This is a genomic window from Pedobacter sp. MC2016-05, from assembly GCF_026239735.1.
Classification (GTDB): domain Bacteria; phylum Bacteroidota; class Bacteroidia; order Sphingobacteriales; family Sphingobacteriaceae; genus Pedobacter.
In genome coordinates this window covers 345837-370936 of sequence record NZ_JAPIVT010000003.1, presented here as the reverse complement: position 1 = coordinate 370936, position 25100 = coordinate 345837, and the positions used below count along the sequence as shown (strand labels likewise).

Annotated in this window: 25 protein-coding genes and 1 pseudogene; 15 read left to right on the top strand and 11 right to left on the bottom strand. The window is 37.2% G+C overall.

Annotated elements, in window-relative coordinates; genetic code table 11:
• Nucleotides 1–23: 23 nt before the first annotated feature.
• Nucleotides 24–812 (top strand): (Fe-S)-binding protein, encoded by a 789-nt coding sequence (locus OQZ33_RS06805; protein WP_056851773.1) that lies wholly within the window; start codon nt 24–26, stop codon nt 810–812.
• Nucleotides 813–870: 58 nt separating this feature from the next.
• Here the strand turns inward: OQZ33_RS06805 and OQZ33_RS06800 are convergent, their stop codons facing one another.
• Nucleotides 871–1344 (bottom strand): hypothetical protein, encoded by a 474-nt coding sequence (locus tag OQZ33_RS06800; RefSeq protein WP_265798297.1) that lies wholly within the window; start codon nt 1342–1344, stop codon nt 871–873.
• A gap of 50 nt (nt 1345–1394) precedes the next feature.
• Between OQZ33_RS06800 and OQZ33_RS06795 the strand changes: the two genes are divergently transcribed.
• Together OQZ33_RS06795 and OQZ33_RS06790 are read left to right on the top strand one after the other, a co-directional pair.
• Nucleotides 1395–1874: an ABC transporter ATPase gene (locus OQZ33_RS06795; protein WP_265798295.1), complete on the top strand. Its 480-nt coding sequence runs from the start codon at nt 1395–1397 to the stop codon at nt 1872–1874.
• Nucleotides 1875–1999: 125 nt separating this feature from the next.
• Entirely contained in the window at nt 2000–4417 is a 2418-nt protein-coding gene (locus OQZ33_RS06790) for an AsmA family protein (RefSeq protein WP_265798294.1), read from the top strand.
• A 63-nt stretch (nt 4418–4480) separates the two neighbouring features.
• On the opposite strand, the gene mtgA is transcribed toward OQZ33_RS06790, so the two are convergent.
• Nucleotides 4481–5203, bottom strand: a complete 723-nt coding sequence (gene mtgA / locus OQZ33_RS06785) for a monofunctional biosynthetic peptidoglycan transglycosylase (protein ID WP_265798293.1) — start codon at nt 5201–5203, stop codon at nt 4481–4483.
• 142 nt (nt 5204–5345) lie between these two features.
• Between mtgA and OQZ33_RS06780 the strand changes: the two genes are divergently transcribed.
• The 3 genes and pseudogenes from OQZ33_RS06780 (at nt 5346) to OQZ33_RS06770 (ending at nt 8570) form a co-directional block, all read left to right on the top strand.
• A complete protein-coding gene (locus tag OQZ33_RS06780; RefSeq protein WP_265798292.1) occupies nt 5346–6155 on the top strand; it encodes a 3-keto-disaccharide hydrolase in 810 nt (269 codons plus the stop codon).
• Nucleotides 6156–6185: 30 nt separating this feature from the next.
• Nucleotides 6186–6884, top strand: a complete 699-nt coding sequence (locus OQZ33_RS06775; RefSeq protein WP_265798291.1) for an SDR family oxidoreductase — start codon at nt 6186–6188, stop codon at nt 6882–6884.
• Between the two features lie 235 nt (nt 6885–7119).
• A pseudogene (locus tag OQZ33_RS06770) lies at nt 7120–8570 on the top strand (IS1182 family transposase).
• Between the two features lie 237 nt (nt 8571–8807).
• Here the strand turns inward: OQZ33_RS06770 and rplI are convergent.
• From rplI to OQZ33_RS06745, 5 genes are all read right to left on the bottom strand, one after another.
• Complete coding sequence (rplI, locus tag OQZ33_RS06765; protein ID WP_265798289.1) at nt 8808–9251, bottom strand: 50S ribosomal protein L9; 444 nt, start codon at nt 9249–9251, stop codon at nt 8808–8810.
• 13 nt (nt 9252–9264) lie between these two features.
• Nucleotides 9265–9528 carry a 30S ribosomal protein S18 gene (rpsR, locus tag OQZ33_RS06760; RefSeq protein ID WP_010599582.1) on the bottom strand — a complete coding sequence of 88 codons (264 nt, stop codon included), beginning with the start codon at nt 9526–9528 and terminating at the stop codon, nt 9265–9267.
• A complete protein-coding gene (gene rpsF / locus OQZ33_RS06755) occupies nt 9528–9884 on the bottom strand; it encodes a 30S ribosomal protein S6 (protein WP_010599581.1) in 357 nt (118 codons plus the stop codon). The genes rpsR and rpsF overlap by 1 nt, the downstream gene beginning before the upstream one ends.
• 190 nt (nt 9885–10074) lie before the next feature.
• Nucleotides 10075–10773: a DUF1826 domain-containing protein gene (locus OQZ33_RS06750; RefSeq protein ID WP_265798288.1), complete on the bottom strand. Its 699-nt coding sequence runs from the start codon at nt 10771–10773 to the stop codon at nt 10075–10077.
• 133 nt (nt 10774–10906) lie between these two features.
• The gene (locus tag OQZ33_RS06745) at nt 10907–11500 is read right to left on the bottom strand and encodes a hypothetical protein (RefSeq protein ID WP_265798287.1); all 594 of its coding nucleotides are present in this window, start codon (nt 11498–11500) and stop codon (nt 10907–10909) included.
• 177 nt (nt 11501–11677) lie between these two features.
• On the opposite strand from OQZ33_RS06745, the gene OQZ33_RS06740 reads away from it, so the two are divergent.
• From OQZ33_RS06740 to OQZ33_RS06725, 4 genes are all read left to right on the top strand, one after another.
• Nucleotides 11678–12550: an AraC family transcriptional regulator gene (locus OQZ33_RS06740; RefSeq protein WP_265798286.1), complete on the top strand. Its 873-nt coding sequence runs from the start codon at nt 11678–11680 to the stop codon at nt 12548–12550.
• Nucleotides 12551–12602: 52 nt separating this feature from the next.
• Entirely contained in the window at nt 12603–13496 is an 894-nt protein-coding gene (locus OQZ33_RS06735) for a hypothetical protein (protein ID WP_265798285.1), read from the top strand.
• A 64-nt stretch (nt 13497–13560) separates the two neighbouring features.
• Complete coding sequence (locus tag OQZ33_RS06730; RefSeq protein ID WP_265798284.1) at nt 13561–15387, top strand: DNA polymerase III subunit gamma/tau; 1827 nt, start codon at nt 13561–13563, stop codon at nt 15385–15387.
• Between the two features lies 1 nt (nt 15388).
• Nucleotides 15389–15913, top strand: coding sequence for a hypothetical protein (locus OQZ33_RS06725; RefSeq protein WP_265798283.1), 525 nt, complete (start codon nt 15389–15391; stop codon nt 15911–15913).
• Between the two features lie 76 nt (nt 15914–15989).
• Here OQZ33_RS06725 and OQZ33_RS06720 read toward each other — a convergent pair whose 3' ends face one another.
• The 3 genes from OQZ33_RS06720 to OQZ33_RS06710 all read right to left on the bottom strand — a co-directional run bounded on the left by OQZ33_RS06720 (nt 15990) and on the right by OQZ33_RS06710 (nt 17473).
• Nucleotides 15990–16397, bottom strand: a complete 408-nt coding sequence (locus OQZ33_RS06720; protein ID WP_056851759.1) for a hypothetical protein — start codon at nt 16395–16397, stop codon at nt 15990–15992.
• An 83-nt stretch (nt 16398–16480) separates the two neighbouring features.
• Entirely contained in the window at nt 16481–16852 is a 372-nt protein-coding gene (locus OQZ33_RS06715; RefSeq protein ID WP_265798393.1) for a helix-turn-helix transcriptional regulator, read from the bottom strand.
• Between the two features lie 69 nt (nt 16853–16921).
• Nucleotides 16922–17473, bottom strand: coding sequence for a hypothetical protein (locus OQZ33_RS06710; protein WP_265798282.1), 552 nt, complete (start codon nt 17471–17473; stop codon nt 16922–16924).
• Nucleotides 17474–17551: 78 nt separating this feature from the next.
• Between OQZ33_RS06710 and OQZ33_RS06705 the strand changes: the two genes are divergently transcribed.
• The 4 genes from OQZ33_RS06705 (at nt 17552) to OQZ33_RS06690 (ending at nt 22139) form a co-directional block, all read left to right on the top strand.
• Nucleotides 17552–19996 carry a TonB-dependent receptor gene (locus OQZ33_RS06705; protein WP_265798281.1) on the top strand — a complete coding sequence of 815 codons (2445 nt, stop codon included), beginning with the start codon at nt 17552–17554 and terminating at the stop codon, nt 19994–19996.
• Nucleotides 19997–20003: 7 nt separating this feature from the next.
• Complete coding sequence (locus OQZ33_RS06700; RefSeq protein ID WP_265798280.1) at nt 20004–21422, top strand: hypothetical protein; 1419 nt, start codon at nt 20004–20006, stop codon at nt 21420–21422.
• A 122-nt stretch (nt 21423–21544) separates the two neighbouring features.
• Complete coding sequence (locus OQZ33_RS06695; protein ID WP_265798279.1) at nt 21545–21739, top strand: hypothetical protein; 195 nt, start codon at nt 21545–21547, stop codon at nt 21737–21739.
• On the top strand, nt 21729–22139 hold the full coding sequence (locus tag OQZ33_RS06690) for a transposase (RefSeq protein WP_265798278.1): 411 nt from the start codon (nt 21729–21731) through the stop codon (nt 22137–22139). Before OQZ33_RS06695 ends, OQZ33_RS06690 begins: the two co-directional genes overlap by 11 nt.
• Before the next feature lie 59 nt (nt 22140–22198).
• Here OQZ33_RS06690 and OQZ33_RS06685 read toward each other — a convergent pair whose 3' ends face one another.
• Nucleotides 22199–24418, bottom strand: coding sequence for an NADP-dependent isocitrate dehydrogenase (locus OQZ33_RS06685; RefSeq protein ID WP_265798276.1), 2220 nt, complete (start codon nt 24416–24418; stop codon nt 22199–22201).
• 261 nt (nt 24419–24679) lie between these two features.
• Between OQZ33_RS06685 and OQZ33_RS06680 the strand changes: the two genes are divergently transcribed.
• On the top strand, nt 24680–25027 hold the full coding sequence (locus OQZ33_RS06680) for a hypothetical protein (RefSeq protein ID WP_265798275.1): 348 nt from the start codon (nt 24680–24682) through the stop codon (nt 25025–25027).
• The last annotated feature ends 73 nt before the right edge of the window (nt 25028–25100 follow it).

Sequence of the window (25100 nt, the reverse complement as noted above, 5' to 3'; positions counted from 1 at the left end):
ACTAAATACTTGATACTTAAAACATGGAATTTAAAGTACCTACAATGGCCGAGTTAATGGCCGCTGGCGAAGAACCAGAAATATTATTTTGGGTGGGCTGCGCTGGGAGTTACGATGAAAGAGCACAAAAAATTACCCGCGATATTTGTAAAATTTTACATCATGTGGGAATCAAATATGCAGTTTTGGGCACCGAAGAAGGCTGCACAGGAGATCCGGCAAAGAGAGCAGGAAACGAATTTCTTTTTCAAATGCAGGCGATGACTAACATTGAGGTGCTGAACGCTTATAATATTAAAAAGATAGTCACAGGCTGCCCGCACTGTTTCAATACGATTAAAAATGAATATCCAGGTTTAGGTGGAACATACGAAGTTATTCACCACACCCAATTGATTCAGGATTTAATAAATGAAGGCAAACTAAAAGCTGAAGGTGGAGAAAGTTTCAAAGGCAAAAAAATAACGTATCACGATCCTTGTTATTTGGGTCGTGGAAATGGAATTTACGAGGCGCCGAGAAAAGCATTAGAAGTGTTAGATGCCCAACTTGTGGAAATGAAACGGTGCAAAAGCAATGGACTTTGTTGTGGAGCGGGTGGCGCACAAATGTTTAAAGAACCTGAAAAAGGCAAAAAAGATATCAATGTAGAACGCATTGATGAAGCATTGGAGACCAATCCTCAGTTTATCGCAGCGGGATGTCCATTCTGTATGACAATGTTAAGTGATGGTGTAAAACTAAAAGACAAAGAACAAGAAGTTAAAGTGTTAGATATTGCTGAGATTACGGTAAGGGCAAATGGTCTTTAAACCCCTAAAGCAAACATCGCCTTGCGAACGTTTATTCAAGGCGATTGTAGGAGATTTACTAGTTGGGAGTTTGAGGGCTAATCTTCGTGAAATTTTCCCTGATCAGATTCAGTTCTTCCGGCTCAATATTTTTAAGCGGAATAGCTACCTGAGTAGCCATTGAATCTACATCTCCACCCCTATCCTTATAAGTTTGAACGATTACGTCATCGCCTTTTGTGCGTAAAAATAACTTACCCGAAGTCGCATTGCCCAGGTAATCCATATCCTTAAATTTTGCCAACTTGAAAGCAAAGTATTCTGTTTTTCCATTGTTAAAATATCGCTTGTAGCGGCAGAAACCATTGTTAGTAATATTGAGTTCATAGCGCTTTATCTGGTTACTTTCCTGACTAAAATCGTAATGATCTGTTAGCGATTTTTGTAAATATCCCACGTATTGTTCAATAGATTCGGGATCGGAAAAAGCACAAAATAACGTACATAGCGCTGAAACAAGCACTATTTTCAAGCCGATTGTAAACTTTTTCATGGGGATGACGTTTTAAACACACCAATTTAATTAAAATACTAAATTTGTATATGAGTTTTTCTCCACAATCACGAGTTTGGGTCTACCAAAGCAATCGCAAATTTACGCCCGCTGAGCAAAGTGACATTTTAAGTAAGCTGGCTTCGTTTACCAACCAGTGGAAGGCGCATGGAAATGAATTGCTTGCTAAAGCTGAGGTTAGATATGGTTTTTTTATTATCCTAACTGTTGATGAGTCACAAGCAAATGTTACCGGTTGCTCTATTGACAGCTCTGTAAGATTAATAAAGGAAATTGAACAAGAATTCAATGTTGATCTTTTTAACCGTTTTAATATGGCCTACAAAGTTGGCGATGAAGTAATCGTGAACAGTAAAGAAGACTTTGAAACTTTGGTCAATATTAAACAAATCACTCCAGATACTATTGTGTTTAATAACATGGTACAAACATTAGCAGAACTGGAAACCAAATGGGAAGTACCATTTAAACAAAGTTGGCATTCAACGGTGTTTGCACATTTGCTATAGTTTTTCTTTTTAAAAGAATAGGGAGCTAATGCTTTCACTTACACCTTTTAAGCCTATTTATTTTCAGTTAGGCTAAAACAATTATGCGTTAAAAAACATTATATTGCTTCAAACCAATCATGTTTATGAAACGCTGGCTCAAAATTTCTTTAGGTATTCTATCAGGGTTAATTATTTTGGTAATTATAACCTGGTTGGCTGCTGCATTTTACATCAGTAGAAATAAAAAGGAAGTTTTAAGTACGATATTGGCTCAGTTAAATAAAAACTTGAATGGCCAGATTACAGCTACAGGCATGGAGCCGACCTTGCTGAAAAGTTTTCCAGGGGTTTCTGTTTCTTTAAATGGCGTATTGCTACGCGATAGTTTATGGATTCAGCACAAGCATAATCTATTAAAAGCTCAGGATATTGATGTTTCATTAAATGTACTTTCCTTAATTGTAGGGAATGTTAACATCAACCAGATCGCGATTAATGATGCATCTATTTATCTTTATACAGATTCGACAGGATATAGTAATACCAGCATTTTCAAAAAGAAAAAAGCAGTTGAGGATAATGAATCGCCATCAAAATCGCCAGATCTTGCCGTTAAAAAAATCGATTTCAATAGAGTTTCCCTCATTATTGATAACCAAAAAAGACATAAGCTCTTTAACTTTAACATCAACCAAATCCAGGGCAGGATGCAATATCCTGATAGTGGCTGGACTGGCAAAATTAAGCTCAAAACACAGGTAAATAGTTTTGCCTTCAATACCCGGAAAGGAAGTTTCTTGAAAGACAAATCGCTAGAAGGAACGCTTTCAGCACATTATAGCAGGGATATGGATGCCGTAATTCTTGATCCCGAAGTGTTGAAAATTGGTGGTCATCCATTCAAAATCGGTGCTAAAATAGAATTAGATAAATCAGCATTTGCCATTAGCATTGCCGTTGATGATATTTTATTTAAGGATGTGGCGATGTTGCTATCGCCCAATATTTCTTCGAAGTTGTTGAAGTTTGGCATTGAGAAACCTATTGATATCAGAGGAAATATAGTGGATGATGGGTCAGGTAAATTCGGCGACCCTTTAATTAAAGTCGGGATTACCGTGAGAGATAATGTAATTTCGATTCCTGCAGGACAATTAACTTCAGCAAACTTCGACGGATCATTTACCAACCAGGATACTGTTGGAGGCATTATTGGCGATGAAAATTCGGCCATTAAGTTTCACCGCTTAACGGCTAAATATTATAATGCCCCCCTAAAAATAGATACATTTACAGTGACCAATTTATCGCGGCCCATCGCTACAGGATTGGTTACTTCGCAGTTTCCGCTCACAAATCTGAATAATTCATTAGGTACACAAGATTTTGAATTCAAACAAGGTACTGCAGATTTGCGCCTATATTGCAAAGCCGACATAGACAATTTTAGGTTTACGAAACCCGTGGTATCAGGAAAGATAAATATTGCAAATGCTGATATTCTATATATTCCTCGAAAACTTCACTTAGTAAAAAGTGCATTGAATATCAATTTCAATCAAAACGATTTATCTATCCAAAATGGCCGTTTCCAACTGGGTAAAAGCATTTTAAATGTGAGTTGTAGCATTGAGAACTTTGCTAAACTTTACTATACCGATCCTGATAAAATTTTGGTGAATCTTAAAATGCACAGTCCACAACTGTATTTAAACGAGTTTCTGCCATTTTTAGGTCCACGTACCAAAAAGAAATCTCCGTCTAGCAACTCAATGAAAGCAGCATCAAAACAATTAAGTAATGTTTTGGAACTTTCTAAAATGAACATGAACCTTCGGGTAGATAAAGCGATTTACGAAAAATTTTTAGCCAAAAACCTAATTGCTGATATCTCGTTAAGAGGCGAAGGAATCTATTTTAATAAAATTAGTGTAGCCCATGCTGGCGGAACGCTTTCATTAAACGGAAGTGTCATTCAGCAGCCAGGTTCAAATAGCTTCAAAATCAATTCAAAAATTAGCCATGTAAGTGTGAAAGATTTTTTTTATTCCTTTGATAATTTCGGCCAGAAAACGATCACGAATAAAAATCTGAAAGGCTATTTATCATCCACAGTAAATATTGCAGGAAAGATTTCTCATTCTGCAAAAATTTTACCCCGCTCCATAAATGGAAAAGTGGTTTTTAATTTAAGCAATGCAGCTCTTGTTAATTTCGATCCTATGGTTAAAGTCGGAAAGTTTGCCTTCGCTAACAGAAACCTGTCAAATGTTGAAATTAAAAATCTTGACGGCACCTTAAATATCCGTGGCGATAAAGTAGATATTAGCCCAATGCAGATCAACTCCAGCGCCATGAATTTTAACGTAAAAGGAATTTATGCACTTGGCACTGGTACCAACGTAGAATTGGATATTCCGCTTCGCAATCCTAAAGGCGATGAAAACTTAACCAGGCAGGAAAAACGTGAGGCCAGAATGAAAGGTATCGTATTACACTTAAAAGCGATAGACGACGATAAAGGTGGAATAAAAATTAGATGGAATAAGGATCATGATTAGTCGTGAGTCTTTAATGCTATTTATTGAACTATAGACTGAACACTAAAGATTTGGAACTACGGACTAAAAATCAAGCGGGCCCAACCTATTCATATTTCTCAAAATTAAATATTGTCGGTGCCTGATATAGCGGGTTGGGTTTTTGGGTGTCCATCTTATTGGGTTTGGAAAACAAGCAGCAATAAGTGCGGCTTGAGCTTTGGTTAGCTTATGACAAGATTTGCCATAATAAGCTTGGGCAGCGGCTTCCGCTCCGTAAATACCATCGCCCATTTCAATTACGTTTAGGTAAACTTCCAAAATCCGCTCTTTGCTCCAAAATAATTCGATTAGGAGCGTAAAATAAGCTTCGAAACCTTTCCTCATCCACGATCTTCCCGGCCATAAGAACACATTTTTTGCTGTTTGTTGCGAGATCGTGCTTCCCCCCTTTACCTTTTTACTTTTTGCATTGGCAGCAAAAGCTTTCTCTATTGCTTTAACATCGAATCCAATATGTTTTAAAAACAGCTGATCTTCTGCAGACACCGCTGCCCTTTTCATGTTATCAGACATATCTTCAAAATCGACCCACTCTTTCTCTGTCTTAAAAGGCTTTCCGTCAGATTTGCGTTCAATATTCCGTAAAACCATTAGCAGCGTTATTGGTGGGTTTATAAAACGGTAGGCTAAAACCCAGAGTACCGAAACCATCAAGAAATACAAAAAAACCTTTGTAGCAATATTGGTAATCTTTTTAAGTAAAGGACGTTTAGTTTTCGTTTTTGTAGAACGCGATTTAGCCATGCATCAAAGGTAATAAAAAGCAGTTTTGTAATGGAGGCGATTTTTATTTAGCAACTGTAAATATGTTCCCCTTGCTATCGATCAATCATTTCTTATCTTTCATCCTCAGAAATATGGAGCCTGCTAAAAACAAGAATTTACAATGACTAACATAAGAACCACACTTTTTCTTCTTACTGCCGTGATGTTTTTGAGTTGTAGCAGCATTAAAAATGCTGATCAGCATCAAGAGAAATGGATATCTCTATTTAATGGAAAAGACATAAAAGATTGGAATGTAAAAATTCATCACCACGATTACAATGTAAATTTCGGAAATACGTTTAGGGTGGACAGCGGAATAATCAAGGTAAGATATGATCAATACGGTGATTTTAATGATCAGTTTGGTCATCTTTACTACAAAACGCCTTTTTCCAATTATCACTTGAAACTGAAATACCGTTTTGTTGGCGATTTACACAAAGGGGCACCAAGTTATACGTTACGAAATAGTGGCATCATGTTTCATTCACAAGACCCTGCCACTATGCTTAAAGAACAGGATTGGCCTATCTCGGTAGAGATGCAGTTTTTGGGTGGCTTAAGTGATGGGAAGCCGCGTCCGACAGGAAACATGTGTTCACCAGGAACGGAAATTATTTATAATGGCAAATTATACGATGGCCACTGCCTTGATTCCAAATCAAAAACCTACGATGGAGACCAATGGGTTTCGGCAGAGCTTATCGTATTGGGCGATTCGTTGGTAAAACATATCATCAACGGCGATACTGTGCTTCAGTATAGCAAGCCGCAAATTGGTGGCGGCGTTGCAAATGGCTTTAACCCAAGAATAAAGATAGATGGAAAACGACTACAACAAGGGTTCATCGCATTGCAGAGTGAAGGACAACCGGTAGATTTTAAAGATATCGAAATTTTGAAGCTAGAGGCTGAACGAAGGAAATAAACATTTCTACCCTTTTTGCGTTTAGAAAATATGAAAGTTGCATTAATTACAGGAGGAAGTAAAGGTATAGGTTTCGGTATTGCCGAGGCACTTCTAAAAAACGGATACAAGGTAGCCATTACGAGCAGAACAATAGCTGCTGCAAATGATGCTGCAGCCAAGCTTGTTGAATTTGGTGATGTACTCGCCATTGAGGCAGATGTTAAAAATTATCAGTCGCAAGCTGGGGCTGTGAATTTGGTAATAGAAAAATGGGGACAATTGGATGCACTAATTGCAAATGCCGGTGTGGGTAGCTTTGCACCTATTGATGAACTGGCGATAGAAGATTGGCAAGACATCATCGATACCAACTTAACAGGCGTTTTCTACAGTATAAAAGCCAGTGTAGAGGAAATTAAAAAATCTCAAGGTAGTATTTTTACCATTTCTAGCTTAGCTGGAACTAACTTTTTTGCCGGCGGTGCTGCATATAATGCCAGTAAGTTTGGTTTAACTGGTTTTACACAATCGGTTATGCTCGATTTAAGAAAGTACGGCGTAAAAGTGAGTACGATTATGCCAGGATCGGTAGCCACGCATTTTAACGATCATCATCCAGATGCAGAAAACGATTCCTGGAAAATCCAGCCAGAGGATATGGGTAAGTTGATTGTCGATTTATTGGCCATGCCAGCAAGAACTTTACCAAGTAAGATCGAAATCAGGCCAACAACGCCAAAAGGATAGGTTGTAACTGAGGAGGAGAAAATAGGAAAAAGAAAATGGAAAATGGATAAGTGAAAATCAAAGTCTAACATCCAATTCTAACCCTTCTTTTTAAATTTTATATTAACGAAAAAAGTCCTTTCAGAAAACTGAGGGCACTGAAAAAGTCCCTTTTTAAAAAGGATAAAAGGAGTAGAAAATTAGTTTTTCTGCTCCTTTTTTTGTATTTTATAGTTATATAATTACTGCCTTTAAGATGCTTCTTCAACAACAAAAAATCCAGTTTAGCGAGTTTTCCAGGCTTTATGACCTGATTATTCCTAAGGAGAATTTACTTCGCAAGATTAATGAGCTAATAGATTTTAGCTTTATCTATGATGAGCTAATAGGCAAATACTGCCCGGACAATGGCCGTAATGCTGAGAGTCCGGTGCGCATGTTCAAATATTTGTTATTGAAGACATCTATACCATTTCTGATGTTGATGTCGTGGATCGTTCCCGCTATGATATGTCCTTTAAATATTTTCTGGAGATGTCCCCTGAAGAAGACGTGATCAATCCAAGCTCGCTGACCAAGTTCCGAAAGCTTCGTCTTAAGGATATGGATCTCTTAAACCTGTTGATTGGAAAAACCGTTTCTTTAGCCCTAGAGAAGGGTATTATAAAATCCAAATCCATCATTGTCGATGCTACGCATTCACTTTCCAGATCCAACCCATATTCACCTATTGAGGTATTAAGACAACGTTCGAAGTTGCTTCGAAGAGCAGTATATTCAATGGATGATGATTTCAAAACCCGGATGCCCCAGAAGAATGAATCAAACGATATCCTAAGGGAAATAGAATACTCTAGCGAACTGCAAAAACTTATCGAGTCTGATGAAACACTAAGTGAGATCCCTGCAGTAAAGGAGAAACTGAACCTGTTAAAGGAAACAATTGAAGACACCCGGGAGAATTATACAATATCCAAAGATATGGATGCTAGGACTGGCCACAAAACAGCCGACAGCAGCTTTTTTGGCTACAAAACTCATTTGGCAATGACAGAGGAGCGTATTATAACGGCTGCTGTTGTCACATCAGCAGAGAAAGGAGACGGGCCTGAACTACCAAAACTGTTGAACCAGGCCCAGGCAAACGGAATGGTGGTGGATACCATCATAGGCGATGCAGCTTATGCCGGGAAGAACAATCTCAAGCTCTGTGATGTGAAGGGAAATAAGTTAAGGATAGTTGCCAGGATGAACCCTGCCATTACCCATGGCGCAAGAAAAGAGGAAGAAAAGTTTGATTATAACAAAGATGCCGATATGTTCGTATGTCCTGCAGGGCACCTGGCTATGTACAAACGGGTACAGGGCAGAAAGGTAGACAGGAGAAACCAGGCAATGACCTATTATTTCGACGTCGAAAAATGTAAAACATGCCCGCTAAGAGATGGCTGCTACAAGGCAGAAGCTAAAAGCAGAACGTACTCGGTTTCAATAAAGCCAGATGAGCATAAAGAACAGGAAATATTCCAGCAAAGCGAGTACTTCAGGGAAAAATCAAGACATAGATATAAAATTGAAGCAAAAAATAGTGAATTGAAAAATGTTCATGGATATGACAGAGCAAATTCCTATGGCCTGGAAAACATGAGAATGCAAGGTGCACTTGCGATATTTGTGGTTAATCTTAAGAGAATTCTCAAATTTTGAAAAAAAGGATAATAATCTATATAATTCTATAGATCAAACTAACAGTTTGCTCCAGCTCTCCATATCGAATGGAATGTACGTTATCAAATAAGAAACTGAAATGTCTCAAAAAAGAAAGCGGATGAACAACTTTTAAAAGCTATTCATCCGCTGTTGAGTTTGAAGACCAATTTATGTCTACTTTTTCAGTGCCCTCAGAAAACTGAAAGGACTTTTCTATGACTCGTTTAAGAATGCTTATTCAGCGATTACTTCAAAAGGAACCTGAACTTTAACTTCTTTGTGTAAGTTTAAGTTAGCAACGTATTCGCCAACAAATTTAGGTTCAGTTTCGAAAGTAATACGACGACGATCAACATCAAAACCTTGTGTTTTTAATGCTTCAGCGATTTGGATCGTGTTAACCGCTCCAAAGATTTTTCCGCTTTCGCCAGCTTTAGCACCGATAGAAAGTTTAACAGCAGTTAAACGCTCAGCAATACCTTCAGCATCTTTCTTAATTTTATCTTGTTTAAAAGCAGCTTGCTTTAAGTTTTCAGCTAAAACTTTTTTAGCAGAAGAAGTAGCTAAAGCGCCAAAACCTTGAGGGATTAAGTAGTTACGGCCATAACCGTTTTTTACATTTACTACATCATCTTTCTCACCAAGGCCTTTAATATCTTGTTTTAAAATAATTTCCATATCTCTGAGCCTCCTATTTTAATTGATCTGCAACGAATGGTAACAAACCGATGTGACGAGCACGTTTAACAGCTTGAGCAACTTTACGTTGGAATTTTAACGAAGTACCAGTAAGGCGTCTTGGTAACAATTTACCTTGATCGTTAATAAATTTCAACAAGAAGTTTGCATCCTTGTAATCGATGTATTTAATTCCGTTTTTCTTGAAACGGCAATATTTTTTACGGTTATCCTCTACTTTAGGGGCAGTAACGTATTGAATTTGTTCTCTTGCCATTACGCTGCAACCTCCTTAGTTTTTTTGTTAAACGCACCACTACGTTTTTTCTCATTGTAAGCAACAGCGTGTTTGTCTAAACGGATAGTTAAGAAACGTAACACACGCTCATCGCGTTTTAATTGAAGCTCTAATTTTGCGATCAAATCTCCTGAAGCTTTGTATTCAGTTAAATTGAAGAATCCGTTTGATTTTTTCTCAATTGGATACGCTAATTTTCTCAAACCCCAATTATCCTCTTGGATAATTTCGGCACCGTTATCAACAAGAACTGCTTTAAATTTAGCTAATGCCTCTTTTGCAGCCTCTTCAGATAACAATGGGGTTAGAACGATAACAGTTTCGTACTGATTCATTGTTATAAATTATGTTTTTAATTTTTTAATCCCGAGGTATATTACGGGGTTGCAAAAGTAGCAATATATTTCTTAAAATCAAATGATTGAGCAGAAAAAATTAATAAGAAAGAGTCGGAAGTCTGGAGTATATTCTTAATCATTAAATACAAAATTAGACTGATTTAGCTTCCTTATCCTTACGTCCTTTTCAGCAAATCATTAGCAATCTAAATTCACCATCTTTCTCTACAGGTGCCCGATGAATACACGGCGGAACTGGTTTTTCAGGATGATCTACTGCTAACCTCCAGATATGACCTAGCCCGAGGCTTAGTGGCTGCGCATTTGGTTTAGGCTGATAGTGCAAATCAAAATAATTTTCAATCAAAAAAGTTTCAAATTCTTCCTCTGGTCCATCATATATAGCTTTAAGTTTCTGCCGAATTTCGGGAATTAAAATCTTTTGCTCTGCTTCACCATTAGCCACAATTTCACTGGTCGCACCATAATATGTACATAAATAAGTATTAATACCAACGGGTGAGCGATCTACATGGAATGAATAAACATCTGTTGAAATGAAATCCAACTCTTCATCGCGTTCGTAATTTTTAATCAAATTAAGTGAAGGCAATGCACCACAAGCCGTTAATAAGTTGAAGTCATTTATAATAATCTCCCTTGCCCTACTTCCCTCTTCGGAAAGCTCCAACGATTTAATTGTTTCTAAAGAAACTTCTGTCAAGTTGCCCTCCAATTGTAGCTTTGATACTATCTCAACAAAATCTCCAGTTAAATTTCTGTACCAGCAGATTGCATTTTTTATGCCCTGAAAATCTGAGTTAATTAATTGATCAAACGTTGATACTACTGCAGCACCTTTGTAATCAGAAAATTCATTGTCCATATCCAAAAATAGCCGCTTAGTAATCTATTGTCAAACAAAAATAAAGAATAATACACTTCGAACTAAAAGGCTATGAAAACAAAAAAGGAGATACTGTGAGTATCTCCCTGATTAGTTTGTTTGGTTGTTTGTTTTAGCGAGTTTGTATTGTATTTGTAAACGACTCATTGTTATGTTTTACAACAAATGTTAGAGAGTCTCCATCAGCTTTACCGATGTTAAATTTTTTGATCAGTTTCGATCTATCTTTGAAAATTTGAGAATAAAGTTCATCATTACGCTCGTTAAATACGGCAACCTCAATTGGCATATTATCTTTAACCTGATAATCAAGCGTAATTAAATCTTTTACCTTGGTAATTTTAGGCTTGATCACCTCTGTTATTTTGCTGGTCAAAATTTGAGCTTTATCATATGCTATTTTAACTGCATATTCTGCCACTGTAGTGCCCGACTCAACTTTAAGCGTATAATTCCCCTCAGGAAGTGCATTTAAGTCATATGTTTTAGTTAATCCAGCTGTTCCTTTAAACTTCTGATCAAAAAGTAAGTCATTATTCTCAGAAAAAACAGAAAAGCTGAATTCTTTATTGTTTCTCATTAAGAAACTTATTGATTTCTGCTTTTCGTTTTTAACTTTTAAAGAAAATTCATTGTCATTTGCTTGCGCAATCGAAACAGTGAATGACAAGGCAGCAATTAAACCGATTTTAAAGAACTTTTTCATAACTAAATCATTTAATGTGTGTACAATTATTTTATACTGCTAAATTACTTCAAGAAAACACACAGAAATTACGCTATATTTTCAGATATATATGTAAAATTACCCTCATTATAATTAATTTTATAGAAAACCATCAATTAAGCACATTATTTAACCCAGAATTAACATCAAATTGTCATGAAAACTTTAAAACCAAGCTTTGAAGTTGTCGAACCATCCTTTGGAAGTTCATTTTACTATTCCAAATATGTGGAAAATGAAAATAACAAAGCACATGTGTGGCATTATCACCCTGAAATAGAAATGGTGTTTGTAAACGGAGGTTCGGGGAAGCGACAAATTGGTAGTCACGTTTCTTATTATACCGATGGCGACTTGATTTTAGTAGGCAGTAACCTGCCACATTGCGGTTTTACGGATAATAATACGGGAAACAAAAACGAAACCGTCATCCAGTTCAAAGCCGATTTTTTAGGCCAGCAATTTCTTGAGCTACAAGAGAATAAATTCTTAAGAGACTTATTTATAAAAGCAAAGGGCGGCATCGCCTTCGGTGAGAAAACCAAAAAGGCTGTTGGTGTTCATATAGAAGCTATGGAAGATCAACAACCATTTGAAAAACTGGTTACACTGCTCTCCGTTTTAAAAACGCTGGATGGATCGAAAGATTTAACCATTTTGAATGCTTCGGGCTTTGCAATGGAAATGCAAATTCAGGATAACGATCGAATCAATATGATATTCAATCATGTTAAAGATCATTTCCAGGAACAAATTAACCTGGAAGATGTGGCAGAAATGTCGGCAATGACGGTACCCTCTTTTTGTCGCTATTTCAAAAAAATTACTAAGAAAACGTTTACCCGTTTTGTAAATGAATATCGCGTTGTACATGCATCTAAGCTTTTGGCCGAAAAACACATTAGCATTACCGCCATTTCTTTAGAGAGTGGCTTCAATAACTTTAGTCACTTCAATAAAATTTTCCATGAGTTTACAGGGAAAAGTGCATCAGAATACAGAAATGAACTAAAATCGATAATAAAATAATCAGCAGAGATAAACCATTTCGAATTCTTATCTTTAATAAAATATTTACAAGATGACAAAAGCATATATTATATTGCTCCTAATAATACCTTTTGTTGCATTATCTCAAGAGAAAAACAATTACTTAAAAAGACTTAAAGCTGTTAAAAACAGATCTGTAACTTATTATAACATAGACGGAATTGATTTCACCAGCCAAACTTTTACCAGTCCCTTTACAGATAAAGATTTAAAATTTGCATACCGGAAATATTCCATTACAAACGACGATCTCAAATCGAAAGATGATAGCCTGGCTTATAATAATGTACATATCACTAAACGCGAAAAAATATCTGATAGTTTACATGCAATTTCGTCGTATTATTTTATAGAGGATAAACAAAAACTGACTACTGTAATTTGCTTCACCTATTTTGATACCCCTAACCAGCAATTTGAGCGGGAACTTATTAACCTCATTGTAGAAGATAAATTACTTCCCAATGTTTTTGAAGACAATCAAATTGACAGCATTGATTTTGCTGGCAGAAAAATTCAGTTGAGTAACAGCTGCTATTGGACCAATGTAAACACCGTTCAGTGTCCTTATTTAGGAGAAATGAATTGGTCGTTACACCAAACACTGCAAAGTGCAACAAAGGCGATTCAAAATCAACTGACTGTAACTGGATTGAGAAAAGGTTTAAAAATTATTTCCAAGACGGAGGTAAAAGTCATTTTTGAAAACACACCAACAACCGCATTAAAAGTGGTTTATGGCTTCACAGGGCTTACCAATTTAGCGGTAAAAACATCTGGAGGCAAAACGCTAATCGCGTATTATGTTGCCGATAAAGTAAGAGACAATTATGTGAGCTGCGTGATGAGCTTTTGGGATAACGATAAAATATTGGAGAATGGATTACCGCCGTTGCTCGATAAAGTGATGCAATTAAGCAAATAGTCAACTTTTCAACATTCACATTTTTCAATAAAACTCCATCTAAATTTTTCCTATTTTCGTGCCGATGGAAAATTTTATTGTTTCTGCCCGTAAATACCGTCCGGCCACGTTTGAAACCGTTGTTGGGCAGCAGCATATTACTGGCACGCTAAAAAATGCCATCAAAAACAATCAGCTGGCCCAAGCTTTTCTTTTTTGCGGTCCACGGGGCGTTGGTAAAACTACCTGCGCCAGGATTTTGGCGAAAACCATTAACTGCACCAATCCTACAGCAGATATGGAAGCTTGCGGAACTTGCGACAATTGCCTTTCTTTCCAAAACGGACACTCTTTTAATGTTCACGAATTGGATGCGGCATCAAACAACTCGGTTGATGATATCCGAAGCTTAATTGAGCAGGTTCGCATACCGCCACAAGCTGGCAAATACAAAATTTATATTATTGATGAGGTTCACATGTTATCTCAAAGTGCATTCAATGCATTTTTGAAAACATTGGAAGAACCACCATCTTATGCTATTTTCATTTTAGCTACTACAGAAAAACATAAAATTCTGCCAACGATTTTATCACGTTGTCAAATTTTTGATTTCAACCGCATTCAGGTTGAAGATATTTCGAGCCATTTGGCTGCAATTGCACAACGTGAAAACATCGCTTTTGAAACTGATGGCTTACACATTATCGCTCAAAAAGCAGATGGAGGTTTACGTGATGCTCTATCGATGTTTGATCAGATTGCAAGTTATGCAAACAAAAACATCACTTATAAGGCTGTAATTGATAATTTAAACATATTAGATTACGATTATTTCTTTAAGCTTACCTCGCACCTAACCGCAGCAGAAGTAAGTGAAACATTATTATTGTTTGATGAAATTCTGAATAATGGGTTTGATGGAAACAACTTTATTAATGGTTTAGCTACACACTTCCGTAATTTGCTGGTAGGTAAAGATGCAGCAACGATCAAACTTTTGGAGGTTAGTGAGAACATCAAACAAAAGTATTTAGATCAATGCAGGCAAACCGAGCTTTCATTTTTGTTAACTGCATTAAACCTGGCTAATACCTGCGATTTAAATTATAAAAACTCCAAAAATCAGCGTTTACAGGTGGAACTGGCATTGATTAAAATGTGCCATATTCGATCAGTAGTTCATTTAGCACAGCAACCTTTAAACACAAGTAACACAGCAACTGACGGAGATCAGGATAAAAAAAAAACTGATGTCGTAGCCGAAAAGGCTCCTGAAGTTGAAAGTTCAAAGTTGAAAGTGGAGGCTGAAAATCCTTCGTCAATTGTTTCCGATAAGCCTCAAGCTGAAATTCCTGTAAGTATTTCATTAAACGAAAAACCGAAAGAATCTCCTAAACCCAACATTCCATCCGCTACTTCCATTAGCATTAATATCCCGAAAAAAAATGTTGGAACATTAATTCCCTCATTAAATGATTTGGAAAGACTTGCTACAGGAGAAGATGATGGAACGCCAAAAACTGTAACCGGTGAAGCCAGGCAACAGTTTAGCTACGATAGACTATTAGAAGTTTGGAACAGCTACATTCAGATACTTAAGAAAGCTGATAAAATTAATTTGTTTACAATTCTCAATAATTTTGCTCCTACCCTTGTCAATCCAACGCTGATTGAAATCTCTGTAGAAAGCAAAACACAAGAACAGTTAATTGTTCAGGAGTCAGTAGAATTAATGAACTACCTGAGGAATGAACTTCAAAATTTCGCTGTTGATATCACTTTTAAACAAGTGGAGCGAAAAATTGAAAACAGACTGTATGGCAATCGTGAAAAATATGATTATTTGGTGAACAAAAATCCAAAACTCGACGAATTGCGCAAAAGATTTAATTTAGATATTAATCCATAATATGATCATCGCTGAAAAAAAAGCTACTATAAAAAGTCTAGTTTATGCCTCCATCGGTTTTGCCTTGCTATTTGGCATTTTCATAGCATTTACAAATGGCATTTGGTATGCGCTAATTGCTGGCCCCATTACAGGTGCACTTTGGGGTTTGCTGATGTACCTATTTATTAACTCTAAAAAAGTAAAAGAACAAACAATAATTGAAGGTGTGGTAGCCAACGATATTATTTATTCTGGCGGGGCAAATCATTTCAAAAATGCGGAAGCCGTTGGCGGCAAGTTGTACCTTTTGAGTAATCATTTAGAATTTAAATCACACCAATTCAATATACAAAACCATACCTTCGCCATCAATATTAATGATATTCAGGATATTATTTCTTATAATACTTTAGGCTTGATTCCAAACGGTTTGAAGATTATTTTAAAAGACGGAGCGGAAGAGAAATTCGTAGTAAATCATCGAGATATTTGGAAAAAAAATATCCAGATATTAATTGATCAACCCCATTCACAAACCGCATAAAAAAAGCAGGATTCATTATATGTATCCTGCTTTTCTGATTATGACTGTTAAGTCAATCAACCATTTTTATGTTAAGCTATTTTAGCGGCGTATCGTTGATGGGATAACCTTCTTCGTCCAAATCATCACGGCTATCTTCTGGTGTACGGGCTAAAATTTCATCCTCTGCATTCAGTCTTACGCTTTCTCCATTATCCACATGCATGCCGAGCTCTTCTAAATTGTCCTCGGCAATATCCTCATTACTAGCATATTCATCACCAATATAAGGGTTCGCCTCGTCATAGGTAGAATCGTCATCCTTCGCTCCTGCTGCCACAGTTTCATAGCCCATCGGGTGATCATAATCTTTGTCGGTTCCATTAACATCTAGTTCGTAACTGCCTTTAACCTCATCGTAGGCTAAATTCTCTTTGTTGATTTCAGCGTTTTCCGTTGTGCTATGTATCTTATCTTGTGAGCCTTTATTTTCGTTATTTTCCATGGCTGTTGTCTCCTATTGTTTTATAAATATACAACAAAGATGCAAAGAGATGGTTTGCAAAACAGGGTTTTATAATTTGAAATCTAAATCGTTAAAAGACTTAGGTTTTCCAATAGTGCAATAAAATCTTCAAAGAAAATTAATAGTGATAATTTACCGGTTTTAATCTTATTCGGTAAGTAGCCAAAATATTTCTTAAACGCACTTGTAAAATGAGTGGCATGTTTGTAACCCATTCTTTTAGAGATTTCTGAAACTGTAGTATCTTCTTCAATCAACATATTTTTGGCCTTTTCCATTTTATGCTGATTAAGATAGGCGAAGACAGTTTTTCCAAACAAGGCTTTAAAATCTCTTTTTAAATTAAATTCATTTGTGCCCACTAAGTGCGCAAGCGCTCTTAGCGAAAGCTGATCTCCAGATTGTTGAATTAAAATTTCCCGCACTTCGTGCATCCTCTCCACCTCTATCTTTTTAAGCTTTGTCGGCGCGGCGCTATTCTGTAGCTGTTCAAACTGTGAGATTTATAGAGCAAAAAGCTCGATCGCTTTGGATTCAAGCAGTAACTGATCTGAAAATGTGGATTGATCTGAATTGCCTAACTTCTGCAAAATCGCACTGATTTCTGGCGTAATAGGCATATTAATGGTTGATAATACCATTTGACTATCCAAATCTTCATTCAACAGCAGCTTAAAGGCTGGGTGGTCATGAGGTAGAAATCGTTTTAAAAAAGACTTACTTAGGTTGATGAACAACACATCATCGGAAGTATCAACCAGTATTCTCGTAGATTTAAAAGGCAATCGACAGAGATTATGTTGTTGACTTTCTATTTCGACAAACTCATGGTTAGACCCAGATTTAGTAACCTTTATATTTCCCTTCAGCACAAATATCATTTGATAGGTTTCCTTTTCCAACTCATCTGGATGGTTCAACCTGATTTCTATTTTATTCCTATCATTAGTTGAAGTGCTGTAATTCACTTCCATATTTTGATTGTACAAGAATACGTTCTCCACCGCTTGTCGAGATTCTCCTTTTTGCGTTACAATTTCTTCTGATTGCGTCATATTCAGATTTTATCTTTGCGCAAAGTTATTCTTATTAAGACCTATTCTAAAGAAGAATTTAAAAAAGTTACATGATCGATGAAAATATCGCTGCTATCCCTATTCTTTCTTTGCTTTTCTATAGTTGCTATCGCTCAAACAGCCACTCTTTCCGGGAAAATCACTAATAATAGCGGACAGCCGATGGATGGTGCAACAGTTATTATCAAAGAGCTTAATAGAAGCACAATGACTGATGACAAAGGAAGGTATGAATTTAAAGACGTTAAATATGGTAGTTACACGCTGTTAATCAGTTCAATAGTATCTGAAAAGAAAACGCAAAATATAAACATCGATTCACCAAGCATTGTATTCAATACCAAAGTGAAGGAAAATGTTAATCGCGATTTGCAGGAGGTGAGTATAGCTGGCAAAACCGAAAAACGCAAAATGGAAACCAGCGGTTTTGCAATGTCGATTATCGAAACCAAAGAAGCTTCATTAAGAAACCTCACCACAAATGAACTTCTAGACCGGGCAGTTGGTGTCAGAGTTCGTCAGAATGGTGGCGAAGGATCGCCGATTGAATATAATTTGAATGGTATGTCGGGCAGTACCATTGGTTTGTTCTTAGATGGAATTGAGATATCAACCTACGGCTCTTCCTTTAATCTGAATAACATTCCTCCATCGATGATTGAACGCATTGAGGTTTACAAAGGCGTACTTCCATCGCATTTAAGTGGAAATTACATCGGCGGCGCCATCAACGTGATCATGAAAAAAGATGCCTCAGCAAATAACATAACTGCGGCAGTTTCTTATGGATCATTTAATACCTACAGAGCAGATGTAAGTGCATTATACCGCAATCAGAAAAATGGCTTTACAGCAAGAGCATCAGGATTTTATAGTCATTCGGACAATAATTATGAAATGTGGGGAAAGTTTTCAAAATATACTTTGCCTGGCGGAAGAATTGTTAGAAACTATCGCACCAAACGTCCTAATGATGAATTTGAAACCATTGGTGGCCGATTTGAAGCGGGTTTCACCAATGTAAAATGGGCAGATCAATTTTTTATCGGCTACAACATTTCAGATTCATATAAACAAATTCCACATGGGATAACGATGACTAAGCCCTACTTCGGCAGATTTAACGAGTATCAAGCGCATGTTTTAAGCTTGAATTATAATAAGAATAACTTTTTGTTGCATGGTTTAGCACTTACTGTTAATGCAGTTCACAGCAGAAGAAGCACTTATCTGGAAGATACGGTAAGTTTAAAATATAACTGGGATGGAACGCTGCTGGTTAAGAATTCCGAAGGTCCGCCAGAAACCTATGGATATAGCCCAGGCATGGGGCAGCAAGGTGTGGCGGTAATGAGTAATATCGAACGTAAAATTTCCAACATACGCTCGAATTTAGCTTACACCATCGTGTCTGGCCACCGTGTCTCATTAAATCATAAATTCGAGCGATCTGACCGGAACGACCAGGATCTGCTGATTCCAGAACGCAGTAAGTGGATTACACTTAACGGATTAACTACGAATATTTTTGCCATGAATTATGAGGCCGAACTTCTTCGTGGGAAATTAGAAACCAACATTTTTGGAAAGTATGCCATCTACAAAACTGACCAGCAAAGACCAATAAGCGAATTAAATGGTGTACTAAATTATCAAAACAGCAGCACTACCAGAGATAATAAAGGCTTCGGCGGTACGGTTTCTTATGAAGCAATTCGCAACGGATTCTTGATTCTATCCGCAGAGAAATCATTTATCATGCCTACTGATAGACATATATATGGTGAACCAGAAAACAACTTGCTAGCTAACCCAAATATTTTGCCAGAACTGGCCATTAACTCCAATTTGGGTGGACGATACAACTTCAACACCTCAAACCAGCATAAATTCTCGTTGTATGGAAATGCTTTCTGGAGAAATGGTTACGATAAAATTATTCAACAAACTCGTGTAGATCCTGTAATTGAAGGACGTGAAAATCAGGTAGAAGACATCCAGGTCACTCAGTTTGTTAACTTATCAAAAACACAATCTATTGGATTTGAGGCCGAGTTTAATTACATCTATGACAACAAATTAAATGTTATGGTAAATTTCTCAAAATTCAATTCACTATACAAAGTCGAGCTTGATGAACGCGGAAATCCAAACAGCTTATACAACAAACAGGTTCCGAATGAACCTTTCTTTACAGTGAACGGGAATATTCAGTATCGCTTCGATAACCTGTTTCAAAAGAAATCTGTAATGAACGTTTACTACAATGCCGGATATGTAGCCGCTTTTAGTACCATTTGGATTGAATCAGAATGGTTTACTACCCCGAATCAATTTACTCATGATTTAGGAGCAAGTTATCGTTTCCCTACGGGGAAACTGGTTGCGAGCTTAGATTGTAAAAACCTGCTAAATGCTGAAGTATACGACAATTTTGGCGTGCAGCGACCAGGAAGGGCATTTTATTTCAAATTGAATTACACTATAAATAACTTTAAATAAGTATAACATGAAAACTAATTTACTAAAAACCGCCTTATTCGGATCAGTATTGGCCATCAGTGCCTTAACAGGTTGTAAAAAAGATGGTGGAGATTCACCAGAAACTGGTGTTTCGGGACCAGATATCTGGGATAGAAAATTTATAACATTGACTGCTGCTTTTCCAGATGCTGAAGGTACCGCTGGAAATGGTGGTACAAGAGCTTTTGCTATTACGCTTGCACAAGCTATTGACCCTAACTTCAAAGTAAATGTATTTGCGAATGGATACGGATTAAGGTCTCAACGTACTGCCCGGGTACAAAGTTCTCCAAACGGAAACTTTTTATATAACATTCAATATACAGGTACAGATGGTGGTATCTTCAATAAATATAAAGTAGAAGGCGATAAAAACTTTGTAGACACTCGTGAAGAGGTAAATACTGAGCCAATTCTTGGATCGTCTCCTCGTTGGGTAGTGGCTGGCGACGGCATTGGCATAGGTGTATTTGCATCATCTGTGATTACTGGCGCTCCGGCTACCGGCGCAGGAGCTGAATTTGTTGATGTAAAAAGTACTGCTAAAATTGCAGTGCTTAACTTAAATGATCCGCAAATTACCCGTCAAACAGAGTTTACTATACCTTTTACTGCTGAGCAAACCAAAGCAGGTTATCAAATTGGCCGAATCGATGTGCCGGTTTTAAATGCTGCGAAAACTAAAATTTTTATTGGTTGTAATGTGTCGAGAACAGATGTAACTAAGAAATCTGGTGTAAATACTGCTGGTACTGCGCAAACCTGGTCAACAGGCGTAAGAGAATTGGGTACAGCAACCTTGGTTGTTGATTACCCATCGTTAACCAACCCTAAATTGATCTTTGTAGACCCTAATATCAGTAAAGTAAACAACCACTCTTATCGCACCATGACGCAATATGTGGGTACCGATGGAAACGTTTATCAGGCTACAGCAACTTCTGGTTCTCAGATTTTGCGGATCAATGCTTCTACTAACGAATATGATAATACTTATAATTTCAATTTAAAGACTGCTTTAGGTACAGGCAATAATGTTGCTATCAGTGCATGGAGATATATTAAAGATGGTGTTGGCATCGTATTATTCACTGAAACTGGCGTTCAGGGCGGATACTTGGCATTGATCGATTTAAATGCTAAAACTGCAACCCGGTTAACTACAGAAAAACAAACTGATGGGGGTTACTCAGGTTTAACTGCTGCTCAAAATGGCGGAACAGCATTAACTGGTACCTTCGGTCAGTTTCAAAATATCGGCCTTGCAGGCGATAATGTGTATGTTCCAATGACGCCAAACGGTGTTGATGGAAATTTATATGTAATCAATTACAAAACCAAAACAGTTACTAAGGGTGCCAAATTAAAGAATCAATCGGGCAGCTTTTATCTGGGTGCTTACTAGCGAAACTAAATTATTTCTAACAGGGCAATCATTATGGTTGCCCTGTTTTGTTATTTAAATCCTTTTACATTTCAAATTAGCTCCTGATTTTATTTATATTCATAGGATGATTTAACGCTCCGATGAACGAAAAGTACCTGAACAAATACAGAAGTCCTTCTGCAAGATTGCAAACTTGGAATTATGCCAATGATGGCGCATATTTTATAACCATTTGTACAATGGACCTTCATCATTTCTTTGGCCAGGTGAAGAGTGGGAAAATGATACTAACAAATGCGGGCGTAATTGCCGATATTTTGTGGCATGAAATATAACATCAATATCGAACTGGGAGAATTTATCGTAATGCCTAATCATATTTATGGGATTTTGATTTTGGATGGGAATAGTGCGTCTCATCCCGGCTCCGAGGTACAAACAAGGCATGCCTTGTCTCTAGCGCCACAATACAACCCCCATCCCACCGTTGATATCCCAAAATCTCCCGGACAATCACGCTTTCAAAACCAGGGCAAAAACTCCATATCTTCTCTCGTCGGGGGCTATAAATCTGCTATTACCAAACATTGCAACAGACTGGGCATTGAATTTGGATGGCAAACCCGCTTTTACGACAATATAATCCGCGATAACCGGGCTTTCGAAAACATTTCTAATTACATTTTAAACAATGTAACTAAGTGGGAGATCGATAAATTTCACAGCAAAAAATGATAAAAAAAATCCCCAGCTGAAAAAGGTGCAGCTGGGGATTTAATGTTTAAAAGCTTATTTTATAACGATGCTAATGCAGTATTTAATGTAGGACTTGGACGCATTGCTTTACTAGTCAAATCATCATTTGGATGGTAATAGCCACCAATTTCCTGCGCTTTACCTTGAGAGCTGATTAACTCTTCTGTAATCTTCGCTTCGTTCTCAGTTAATGCTTTTGCCAAAGGCGCAAATCTTGCCTGCAACTCGGCATCCTTCGTTTGTGAGGCTAATGCGTCTGCCCAATACAAGGCTAAATAAAAGTGAGAACCACGGTTATCAATTGTTCCCAATTTTCTACCTGGCGATTTATCTGTAGCTAAGAATTTCGCATTTGCTTCATCTAGAGCATCAGCTAAAACCTGTGCTTTGCTATTATTTTGTGTTTGCGATAAATGCTCTAATGAAGCTTGTAAAGCCAAAAACTCACCTAAAGAATCCCAACGCAGGTAACCTTCGTGAATAAACTGCTCGATATGTTTCGGAGCAGAACCACCCGCACCAGTTTCAAACAAACCACCACCATTCATTAAAGGAACGATAGATAACATTTTAGCAGAAGTTCCTAATTCCAAAATCGGGAATAGATCTGTTAAATAATCCCTTAAAACATTACCAGTAACTGAGATAGTATCTTCGCCTTTACGAATACGCTCTAAAGTAAACTTGGTAGCCTCAATTGGCGCAAGAATGCGAATATCCAAACCTTCGGTATCGTGATCTTTTAAATATTTATTCACTTTAGCGATGATTTCTCTATCATGCGCCCTGTTTTCATCTAACCAGAAAACAGCAGGTGTTTCAGATAAACGAGCTCTGTTAACCGCTAATTTAACCCAATCCTGAATGGGCGCATCTTTGGTTTGGCACATCCGGAAAATATCTCCGGTTGAAACTTTTTGATCAAAGAAAACTTTTCCATCAGCATCAGTAACGCGAATTATTCCATTAGCGGCAGCCTGGAACGTTTTATCGTGCGATCCATATTCCTCTGCCTTTTGAGCCATTAAACCAACATTTGGCACCGAACCCATTGTGGTTACATCGAAAGCGCCGTTTGCTTTACAATCATCAATTGTAGCAGTATAAACACCAGCGTACGAGCGATCTGGAATTACCGCAATCGTATCTTCAGGTTTACCTTCTTTATTCCACATTTGTCCCGAAGTACGAATCATTGCCGGCATCGAAGCATCAACAATCACATCACTTGGCACATGTAAATTTGTAATTCCTTTATCAGAATTTACCATGGCCAAAGCCGGACCATTTTCAATTGCCGCGGCTAATGCAGCTTCAACTTCTGCTTGTTGCGGATTGCCTGCAATTTTTGCATAAACATCGCCCAAACCATTGCGGGTATCAACATTCAATGCTTTAAAAAGATCAGCATACTTAGTGAATACATCAGCAAAATAAACTTCAACAATGGCACCGAAAATAATCGGATCAGAAACCTTCATCATTGTAGCTTTTAAATGTGCAGATAATAATACACCCGCAGCTTTTGCCTCTTTAATTTCTTTGGCAACAAAAGCTTTAAGGGCTGATAAACTCAAAGCTGATGAGTCGATCACCTCCCCTGCTTTTAATGGAGATAAACCTTTTAATTCAGCTACAGCACCATCTTCGGCCACGAATTCAATTTTAAACTGAGCAGCTTCTGCAACTGTGGTCGATTTTTCCGATCCGTAAAAATCGCCTTCAGTCATACTTACTACTTTAGTTTTCGAATCTGCAGACCACTTACCCATTGAATGAGGATTTTGTTTTGCATAATTCTTAACTGCCTTTGGTGCCCTCCGATCAGAATTTCCTTCACGTAAAACGGGATTAACTGCTGAACCTAAAACCTTTGAATATTTCGCTTTGATGGCTTTTTCTTCTTCAGTTTGTGCGTTGTCAGGATAGTTCGGTAATGCATAACCTTGCGATTGCAATTCAGTAATGGCATCTACCAATTGCGGGATAGATGCAGATATATTAGGTAATTTGATGATGTTCGCCTCCGGGGTTGTTGCCAATCCACCAAGTTCAGCTAATGCATCTCCAATTTTTTGATCGTCGTTTAAATACTCAGGAAAGTTTGCCAAAATTCTTCCTGCTAAAGAAATATCTCTGGTTTCTACATCAATACCTGCTGATGCGGTAAAAGCTTGTACAATAGGTAAAAGTGAATAAGTAGCCAACATTGGCGCCTCGTCGGTTTTGGTGTAGATAATTTTTGATGTATTTGACATGTTTAAATTGATTTTGCTTTAATAAGTTAAATATTACCTCGATTAAGATTGCAAACCGAGTTTTTTTAAATCGCCTAAAGATAAAATAATCGAATGAATTAAGGAACATTGTAATGTTATTTATAGCATCGATAAGATTGTGGCAACTATTTTTTCTAAAATGATCTAGTTAATGATTTTAGTTTTTAACTTTCAATTTGTCTACTGCAAAATGTTGCGTAATTACAAAAGTTAAACCTCCATGAACTTAATTTAAAATTGATGAAAACGAGATTTACAACTTCCTTATTTTATCTTCTACTCCTGTTAATTTCATGCAAAGCAGAACTGGGCAAAGGAAAATTGCTTCCTAACAAAGATGCTAAAAGTGTTTACGAAACACTGTATGCCAACAACAACCATGATGGACAAAGGATAGCCATCGAAGGATTTCTAAGTACTCAAAACTGGAGACAAAGAGGCGACGAAATTTACGGTGAACTGGTTGATGAAAAGGGCGAGCACCTTCTTTTCATCAATGTAAAAAATGACAAGAAAAATTCAATCAACCTTGGCAAAACAGGTGATTCAGAAAAGAAAAATAATCTGCACTATGAAGATTATGATTAAAAAAAATCGTTCTCTATCGGTAATGATGGAAAGCATATTCCTTTAGCAAACAAAATCATACTATCCTTCGATA